This is a genomic window from Propylenella binzhouense (assembly GCF_009866965.1).
Lineage (GTDB): Bacteria > Pseudomonadota > Alphaproteobacteria > Rhizobiales > Afifellaceae > Propylenella > Propylenella binzhouense.
In genome coordinates this window covers 1-7716 of the sequence record NZ_SPKJ01000144.1, presented here as the reverse complement: position 1 = coordinate 7716, position 7716 = coordinate 1, and the positions used below count along the sequence as shown (strand labels likewise).

General features: G+C 70.6%; 9 protein-coding genes and 1 pseudogene. 7 read left to right on the top strand and 3 right to left on the bottom strand.

Annotated features, from left to right (window positions below; all coding sequences use genetic code 11):
* Positions 1-192, bottom strand: a pseudogene (locus E4O86_RS21510) (hypothetical protein); the annotation flags it as partial.
* Between the two features lie 147 nt (positions 193-339).
* Between E4O86_RS21510 and E4O86_RS21505 the strand changes: the two are divergent.
* On the top strand, positions 340-837 hold the full coding sequence (locus tag E4O86_RS21505) for an MmcB family DNA repair protein (RefSeq protein WP_343039211.1): 498 nt from the start codon (positions 340-342) through the stop codon (positions 835-837).
* 14 nt (positions 838-851) lie between these two features.
* Here E4O86_RS21505 and E4O86_RS21500 read toward each other — a convergent pair whose 3' ends face one another.
* Together E4O86_RS21500 and E4O86_RS21495 are read right to left on the bottom strand one after the other, a co-directional pair.
* On the bottom strand, positions 852-1412 hold the full coding sequence (locus E4O86_RS21500; RefSeq protein ID WP_161142602.1) for an ActR/PrrA/RegA family redox response regulator transcription factor: 561 nt from the start codon (positions 1410-1412) through the stop codon (positions 852-854).
* Between the two features lie 69 nt (positions 1413-1481).
* A complete protein-coding gene (locus tag E4O86_RS21495; protein WP_161142601.1) occupies positions 1482-2816 on the bottom strand; it encodes an ActS/PrrB/RegB family redox-sensitive histidine kinase in 1335 nt (444 codons plus the stop codon).
* Positions 2817-2911: 95 nt separating this feature from the next.
* On the opposite strand from E4O86_RS21495, the gene dapB reads away from it, so the two are divergent.
* The 6 genes from dapB (at position 2912) to E4O86_RS21465 (ending at position 7465) form a co-directional block, all read left to right on the top strand.
* Positions 2912-3721 carry a 4-hydroxy-tetrahydrodipicolinate reductase gene (dapB, locus tag E4O86_RS21490; protein ID WP_161142600.1) on the top strand — a complete coding sequence of 270 codons (810 nt, stop codon included), beginning with the start codon at positions 2912-2914 and terminating at the stop codon, positions 3719-3721.
* 29 nt (positions 3722-3750) lie between these two features.
* The gene (locus E4O86_RS21485) at positions 3751-4428 is read left to right on the top strand and encodes a 2,3-bisphosphoglycerate-dependent phosphoglycerate mutase (RefSeq protein ID WP_161142599.1); all 678 of its coding nucleotides are present in this window, start codon (positions 3751-3753) and stop codon (positions 4426-4428) included.
* Positions 4425-4940 carry a dihydrofolate reductase gene (locus E4O86_RS21480; RefSeq protein ID WP_161142598.1) on the top strand — a complete coding sequence of 172 codons (516 nt, stop codon included), beginning with the start codon at positions 4425-4427 and terminating at the stop codon, positions 4938-4940. Before E4O86_RS21485 ends, E4O86_RS21480 begins: the two co-directional genes overlap by 4 nt.
* Positions 4941-5046: 106 nt before the next feature.
* Positions 5047-6165, top strand: coding sequence for an FtsH protease activity modulator HflK (gene hflK, locus E4O86_RS21475; RefSeq protein WP_161142597.1), 1119 nt, complete (start codon positions 5047-5049; stop codon positions 6163-6165).
* Positions 6162-7283 carry an SPFH domain-containing protein gene (gene hflC, locus E4O86_RS21470; RefSeq protein WP_161142596.1) on the top strand — a complete coding sequence of 374 codons (1122 nt, stop codon included), beginning with the start codon at positions 6162-6164 and terminating at the stop codon, positions 7281-7283. The genes hflK and hflC overlap by 4 nt, the downstream gene beginning before the upstream one ends.
* Positions 7280-7465, top strand: a complete 186-nt coding sequence (locus E4O86_RS21465) for a DUF2065 domain-containing protein (protein WP_161142595.1) — start codon at positions 7280-7282, stop codon at positions 7463-7465. Before hflC ends, E4O86_RS21465 begins: the two co-directional genes overlap by 4 nt.
* The last annotated feature ends 251 nt before the right edge of the window (positions 7466-7716 follow it).

Genomic DNA, 7716 nt, shown 5'->3' with positions numbered 1-7716 from the left:
GGCACCGCCGATCAGCGCGCCGCCGACCACGCTCCCGCCCGAGGCCGCACCGACGACGGCGCCGCCGGCCGCGCCGATCGCGCCGCCCGTCGCGGCGTAGCGGCCCGTCTTCGAGCAGCCGCCGATCGAGACGAGGCTGAGGCTGGTCACGAGGGCAATGGCAACGGAACTGCGGGTCATCGCGCGTGTCATGTCATCCTCCGGACCGGAGCGCCGGGAGTTCGGTTTCGCTCCTTCAACACGGGCTACAACGCCCGTTTCCGGCCGGCGTTCCGGCAGTTGCCCGGCGGGGCGGCCTCGGCCAAGATAAGGCGTCCCATTTCGAGACGGGCTGACGACGTGCTGAACCATCCGCTCTCCGAGCGGCCCGAGATCCGGTCCCTCCTGCAGGACGGCCGCCAGTCCGAACGGGCGCTCGCCATCCGGCGCGGCGTCTGCCGGCGCTTCCGGTCGGAACGCTTCGCCCTCATCCCCGAGCTCACGCTCGCCTCGGGGCGGCGCGCGGACCTTGTCGCGCTCTGTCCCGCCGGAACGATCACGATCATCGAGATCAAGTCGTCGGTGGAGGATTTCCGCGCGGACCAGAAATGGCCCGAATACCGGCGCCATTCGGACGCCCTCTACTTCGCCACCTCGCCCGAGGTCCCGCCGGAGATCTTCCCGGCTGCGGCCGGGCTCATCGTCGCCGATCCCTATGGTGCGGAAATCCTGCGGCAGGCCGAGCGGCACAGGCTCGCCCCCGCCACCCGGCGGGAAATGCTGATCCGGATCGCACGCGCCGGCGCCCTGCGGCTGCACGACCTGGAGGATCCGGACGCGGCGCTGGGCTTCTCCTGAAGAGACGCGATGCGTCAGCGCGGAGCGCGCTTGGCGAGGATGCGCTGGAGCGTCCGCCGGTGCATGTTCAGCCGGCGCGCCGTCTCCGAGACGTTGCGGTCGCAGAGCTCGTAGATGCGCTGGATATGCTCCCAGCGCACCCGGTCGGCCGACATCGGGTTCTCCGGCGGCTCGGCCTTCTCCTTGGTCGTCTGGGTCAGCGCCGCATAGACGTCGTCGGCATCGGCGGGCTTGGAGAGATAGTCGATGGCGCCGAGCTTCACCGCGGTGACCGCGGTCGCGATGTTGCCGTAGCCGGTGAGGATGACCGCGCGCGATTCGGGCCGGCGGTTGCGGATGTGCTCGATCACGTCGAGACCGTTCCCGTCCTCGAGCCGCATATCGACGACGGCGAAGGCGGGCGGCGCGGATTCGACCTTGGCGATCGCCTCGGAGACCGAGGCTGCGGTCTCGGTCGCGAAACCGCGCTTCTCCATCGCGCGGGCGAGCCGCTGCAGGAAGGCGCGGTCGTCATCGACGATGAGAAGGCTCGGATCGTCGCCGGGCGGTGATGCGGGTTGGAGCTCCTCGGTCATGGTCGCTTGTTCTTCATTGTGGGCGCGACGGTGGGTCGCGGGTCCAACGTAGGCACTATGCCCGTCGAATCAAGCTTCGTTCCGCAGTGGCTTGGCTTCCTCGAGCCCTTCGAAGTCGCGCCGCGCCCACGTCACCGTGACGACCGCGCCGCTCTGCGCTCCGCGCCGGTTCTCCAGCGAAAGCCGCGCCCCCGAGCGCTCGATCAGCGTCTTGGCGATGAAGAAGCCGAGGCCGAGGCCGCCGTGCTCGCCGGTCGGGACCGGCCCCTCGCCGAGCCTGGTGGTGACGTAGGGTTCCCCGATCCGGTCGATGATCTCGGGCGCGAAGCCCGGCCCGTCGTCGGTGATCTCGATGGCGACGCCTGCGTCCGACCACGACGCGACGAGGCCGACCGTGCTCTCCGCGAAGTCGACGGCGTTCTCCACCAGGTTGCCGAGGCCGTAGATCACGCCGGGATTGCGCGCCGTCACCGGCTCCGGCCCGGCTCCGTCGAGCGCGACCTCGATCTGGATCCCGAAATTCCGGTGGGGCGCGATCACCTCCTCGAGGAGGTGCGAGAGCGGCATGCGGCCGAGATGCTCCTCGGCGCCCGCCCCGAGGGACGTGAGCTTGGAAAGGATCTCGCGGCAGCGCTGGGACTGGCTGAGGATCAGGCGGACGTCCTCGCCGTGCGGGTCCCCGGGCGGAAGCTCGCGGTCGAGTTCCTTCGCCACCAGCGCGATGGTGGCGAGGGGGGTGCCGAGTTCGTGCGCCGCCGCCGCGGCCAGGCCGTCGAGCGCGGAAAGATGCTGCTCGCGCTGCAAGACGAGCTCGGCGGCGGCGAGCGCGTTGGAGAGTTGGCGCGCCTCCTCCGCGACCCGGAACGCGTAGAAGGCGATGAAGATGAGCGACGAGACGAGCGCCACCCAGACGCCGCCGAGATAATGGAGCGGCGCGGTGAAGGTGCGGCCGGGGAACCATGGCAGCGGCTGGTGGACGAAGATCAGCGCGGTCGCCGCCGCGAGCGCCAGTCCGCCGAGCAGGAACGTCTTGTCCGGAGCGAGCGTCGTGGCGGAGACTGTGACGGGGCTGAGGAGGAGGATCGAGAACGGGTTCTGGAGCCCGCCCGTCAAATAGAGAAGGCCGGCGAGCTGCAGGATGTCATAGGCGAGGAGCGCCGTCGCCCAGTTCGGGTCGACCCGCAGCGTCGAGGGGAAGCGGATGCGGAGTGCGATGTTGAGCCAGGCCGAGAGCGCAATCAGCAGAAGGCACCAGCCGGTCGGCATCGGGAACCCGAACCAGAAGTCCACGACGACGACGGCGAGCGCCTGGCCGGCGACCGCGAGCCAGCGCAGCCTGACGAGCGTGGAGAGCCGGAGCGGCCGTCCCGAGAAGCCCGTACTGCCCTCCAGCCTGGGAACCATGCCGCTCCTTAGCGCCGCCCGGACCCGCTGTCATCGGCGCCCCGACGTCTTTTCTCCCGGCCTCGGCATGCTATAGGAGCCCGAAAGGAGCGCCCATGACGCAGCTGCGGGTGGTGATCGTCGGTGCCGCCGGGCGGATGGGGCGGACGCTCGCCCGCACGGTGCGGGCGGAGCCGCGCCTCAGGATCGTCGGCGCGCTCGAGCGCGAGGGCGATCCCCTTCTCGGCCGCGACATCGGGGAACTGATCGGGGAGCCGCCGGTCGGCGTGGCGCTCAGCTGCGATCCGCTCCCGCTCTTCGCGGCGACCGACATCGTGCTCGACTTCACCTCCCCCGCCGCGACGCTCGCCTTCGCGGAACTGGCCGCGCAGGCCCGGATCGTGCACGTGATCGGCACCACCGGGCTCGGTCCGGCGGACGAGGAGAAGATCCGCGCTGCCGCCCGCCACGCCCGGATCGTGAAATCCGGCAACATGAGCCTCGGCGTGAACCTCCTCGCCGGTCTCGTGCGGCGCGCGGCTGCCGCGCTCGGGCCCGATTTCGACATCGAGATCCTCGAAATGCACCACCGGCACAAGGTCGACGCGCCGTCGGGAACCGCGCTCCTCCTCGGCCAGGCCGCCGCCGAGGGACGCGCCCTCGACCTCGACGCGGTGGCGGTCCGCAGCCGGGACGGCCATACCGGCCCGCGGCCGCCGGATGCCATCGGCTTTGCGGCATTGCGCGGCGGCTCGGTGGTGGGCGACCATACCGTCGTCTTCGCAGGAGAGGGCGAGCGGATCGTGCTCGGCCACCGGGCCGAGGACCGTTCGATCTTTGCCCGGGGCGCGGTGCGTGCCGCGCTCTGGGCCTTCGACAAGAAGCCGGGCCTCTACGGCATGGCCGACGTGCTCGGGCTGCTCTGACGCTCGCAGCGGTTGAAAGGGACAGGACAATGGATCGGCTTCTCGTATTGGTGCGCCACGGCCAGAGCGAGTGGAACCTCAAGAACCTCTTCACCGGGTGGCGCGACGTCGGCCTCACCGATGTCGGGCGCGAGGAGGCCCGCGAGGCGGGGCGGCGGCTGAAGAATCACGGCCTCCGCTTCGACGTCTGCTATACGAGCGCGCTGATCCGCGCCCAGCACACGCTCGACCTCGTGCTCGACGAGATCGGGCAGACGGGACTGGAGCGCCATTCCGACCAGGCGCTCAACGAGCGCGACTACGGTGACCTGAGCGGGCTCAACAAGGACGACGCGCGCGCGAAATGGGGCCAGGAGCAGGTCCATATCTGGCGCCGCTCCTACGACGTGCAGCCGCCCGGCGGCGAGAGCCTGAAGGACACCGGCGCGCGCGTATGGCCCTATTACATCACGCGGATCCTGCCGGACGTGATGCGGGGCCGGCGCGTGCTCGTGGCCGCGCACGGCAACTCGCTGCGCGCACTCGTCATGGTGCTCGACAAGCTGTCGCCGGACGCGGTGACGCAGCTCAACCTGGAGACCGGCATCCCGCTCGTCTACCGGCTGAACGCCGACACCACCGTCGCCGAAAAGCTGGTCTTCTCCGAGCCGGTCGCGGGCACGGACGTCCGCAGCCCCGCGCTCGCCGGAGACAGCGCCGCCCGATGACACGGATCGCCTTCGTTGCCGCCGTCGCCGCGAACGGCGTCATCGGCGCGGGCGGGGGCCTTCCCTGGCACATCCGTGCCGATCTCCGGCGCTTCCGGGCGATCACGATGGGCAAGCCGGTCATCATGGGGCGGCGCACCTTCGAATCGATCGGGCGCCCGCTCGACGGGCGCCTCAACATCGTGGTGAGCCGACGCCGCATCGAAGCCGGCACCGATGTCGAGGTCCTGGCGGACTGGCCGGCGGCGCTTTCCCGCGCCCAAACCGAGGCCGCACGCACCCACGCCGATGAAATCTGCGTGATCGGTGGCGGACAGATCTATGCGCACGCGCTGCCCGACGCCGACCGCCTCTATCTGACCCGTGTCGACGCCGCCCCGCCGGGGGACACCTATTTCCCCACTCTGGAGGTCGAGGATTGGCAGGAAACGGCGCGCGAGGCGCTGCCCGAATCGCCCGGCGACACGGCGCGGGGGGAACTGGTCGTCCTCGACCGCGTCCGGCGCGCATGAATCCGACGCCGCGGCCACGTGTCGGCGGCGCCTGCGTTGAGGCAGCGAAGGGGTTCCTCTATAAGCGCCGGAACCCCGGCCGACAGCCGGCGAGCGAGGAGTAGGGATGCCCTGGAGCAATAATTCCGGCGGAGGCGGCTGGAAAGGTGGCGGCGGCGGGCCGTGGGGTTCGGGTCCGACGCCGAAGGGACCGCAGCCACCGGATCTGGAGGACCTTCTGCGTCGGAGCCAGGACCGGCTGAGACGCGCGCTGCCGCCGGGCGGCCGCAGCAATGTCGCCGTCATCGCGGTGATCGTGGTCCTCCTCCTCGCGCTTTGGCTCATGCAGTCCGTCTACACGGTCCAGCCGGACGAGCTCGGCCAGGAGCTGGTGCTCGGAAAGCCGAAGGACGAGGTTTCGGAACCCGGGCTCCATTTCCACTTCTGGCCGATCGAGACGGTGGAGAAGGTCAGCATCCGGCAGCGCCGCGACACGATCGGCAACAGCGCGTCGAGCCGCGCTGGAACCGGCGGCCTCATGCTCTCCGGCGACCAGAACATCGTCGACGTCGTGTTCTCGGTGATCTGGCGCGTGAACGACCCGAAGAGCTATCTCTTCAACGTCAAGGACCCGGAACTCTATGTCCGGCGGATCGCCGAGAGCGCCATGCGCGAATATGTCGGCCGCTCGCGGGCGGAGGACGTCCGCACGGAGCGCCGCGCCGAGGTCGAAGAGGCCGTGCGCAATCTCCTGCAGGGAACGCTCGACGCGTATCACGCGGGCGTCGCCGTGATCGGCATCCAGCTCGAGCGCGCGGATCCCCCGGCGGAAGTGGCCGACGCCTTCGAGGAGGTGCAGCGCGCGCAGCAGGATCTCGACCGGTTCCAGCGCGAGGCGGAGCAATACGCCAACCGCCGGCTGGGCGAGGCGCGGGGACAGGCATCCCAGGTCCGCGAATCGGGCGCCGGCTACCGCGACCAGGTGGTGGCGGAGGCGCAAGGCGAGGCGCAGCGCTTCACCTCCGTCTACAACCAATATGTCGGCGCGCCGGAGGTCACGCGGAAGCGCCTGTTCCTGGAAACCATGGAGAACGTGCTGAGCAAGTCGAACAAGGTGATCCTGGAGGGCGATGCCGGCCGCGCGGTGCAGCCCTATCTCCCGCTCGACCAGCTTCAGCGCCGCTCCTCCGAGGCGGCCGCGGGCCAGCAGACCGGCCGCGGCACGCAGCAGGGGGGCACCCAGTGACCCGGCTCGCCACGGCGGTCATCGCCGCCCTCGTCCTCATCGCGCTGCTCTGGTCCTCGATCTTCATCGTGAACGAGCGCGAGCAGGCGATCGTCCTGCGGTTCGGCCAGATCACCCGGGTCGTGAAGGAGCCGGGACTGAACTTCAAGACGCCGACGAACTTCGTCGATACGGTGCAGATCGTCGACGATCGCGTGCTCAATCTCGAGCTCGACGACATTCGCGTCCAGGTGCGGGACGGCAGGCGCTATCTCGTCGACGCCTTCGTGGCCTACCACATCACCGACCCCGAAGCGTTCCGGCAGAACGTTTCGGGCAGCGTGACGCTGGCGGAAGAGAACCTGCGCACCCGCCTCGACGCCGCGCTCCGCCGCGTCTACGGCCAGCGCAGCTTCGAGGCCGCGCTCTCCGACGAGCGCCTGCAGATGATGATCGAGGTCCGCGACCAGCTGCGTCCGCTCGCCGCGCAGCTCGGAATCGATGTCGTCGACGTGCGGATCCTGCGGACGGACCTCCTCCCCGAAGTGTCCCAGCAGACCTTCGAGCGCATGCGCGCCGAACGCCTCGCCGAGGCGGCCCAGCTGCGCGCCCGGGGCACCCAGGAGGCCGCGCGCATCCGCGCCGAGGCGGACCGCGAGGCCGTGGTGACCGTCGCGGAGGCGCAGCGGGACGCGGACATCCTGCGCGGCCAGGGCGAGGCGGACCGGACCCGGATCCTCGGAGAGGCGTTCGGCCGCGACCCGGCGTTCTTCGAGTTCTACCGCTCGATGCAGGCCTACGGCGCGGCCCTCGAAGGCAGCGGCACCACCATGGTGCTGACACCGGATTCCGAGTTCTTCCGATACTTCCAGGAATCGGGGACCGGCGAGCTGCCGGCCGGCAGCGCCACGTCCGAGGCGCCGGCACCTTCGAGCGCCGCGATCCCGCCCCCGGCGGAATTCCTGGCACCGCCCCAGGGCGCCGGCGACGCGGCCGCCGCTTCGGGTTCGGCCGGCAGCGGTCCCGCGGCGACGCCGGAGAACCGGGGCAACGGCCGGCTGCCCTCTCCCTCCGACCTGCAGCCGCCCGTTCTTCCCGAGACGCCTCCTGCGCCGGGCGGCCCCGCCGCCGGGCAATGAGGGATGCGCTGGTCGCGATCGGCCTCCTCCTGGTGCTGGAAGGCGCACTCTATGCCCTGTTTCCGGACACGATGAGGCGGATCGCGACGCAGGCCGCGCAGACCCCCGGCGAGCGGTTGCGCGTGATCGGATTGATCTCCGCCGTGCTCGGCGTGGGAATCGTCTGGCTGGTGCGCGGCTGATAGAATGGGGCATGCCCACGGCCGGGCGGCCCCGTTTCATGCGTCTCGGTTCCGCCTTCTTTGGCCCGACATTGGGCAGGTCAGCGATTGCTGAAAGGATCCGTGATGTCCCTATTCTCCTGCCGGGACGGCCTGCTCGCCCCCTTCGCCCTCGCGCTCGCCCTGACGGCAGGCGCGATCGCGCCGGCCGCCGCACAGACGCCCGGAGGCCAGGCCGCGCCCGCGCAGGCCGCACCGGCGGCTCCGCCCGC

Coding starts and splice junctions, on each gene's coding strand:
- E4O86_RS21500 (WP_161142602.1), bottom strand. CDS start 1,412: ATGACCGAGGAGCTCCAACCCGCATCACCGCCCGGCGACGATCCGAGC.
- E4O86_RS21495 (WP_161142601.1), bottom strand. CDS start 2,816: ATGGTTCCCAGGCTGGAGGGCAGTACGGGCTTCTCGGGACGGCCGCTC.
- dapB (WP_161142600.1), top strand. CDS start 2,912: ATGACGCAGCTGCGGGTGGTGATCGTCGGTGCCGCCGGGCGGATGGGG.
- E4O86_RS21485 (WP_161142599.1), top strand. CDS start 3,751: ATGGATCGGCTTCTCGTATTGGTGCGCCACGGCCAGAGCGAGTGGAAC.
- E4O86_RS21480 (WP_161142598.1), top strand. CDS start 4,425: ATGACACGGATCGCCTTCGTTGCCGCCGTCGCCGCGAACGGCGTCATC.
- hflK (WP_161142597.1), top strand. CDS start 5,047: ATGCCCTGGAGCAATAATTCCGGCGGAGGCGGCTGGAAAGGTGGCGGC.
- E4O86_RS21465 (WP_161142595.1), top strand. CDS start 7,280: ATGAGGGATGCGCTGGTCGCGATCGGCCTCCTCCTGGTGCTGGAAGGC.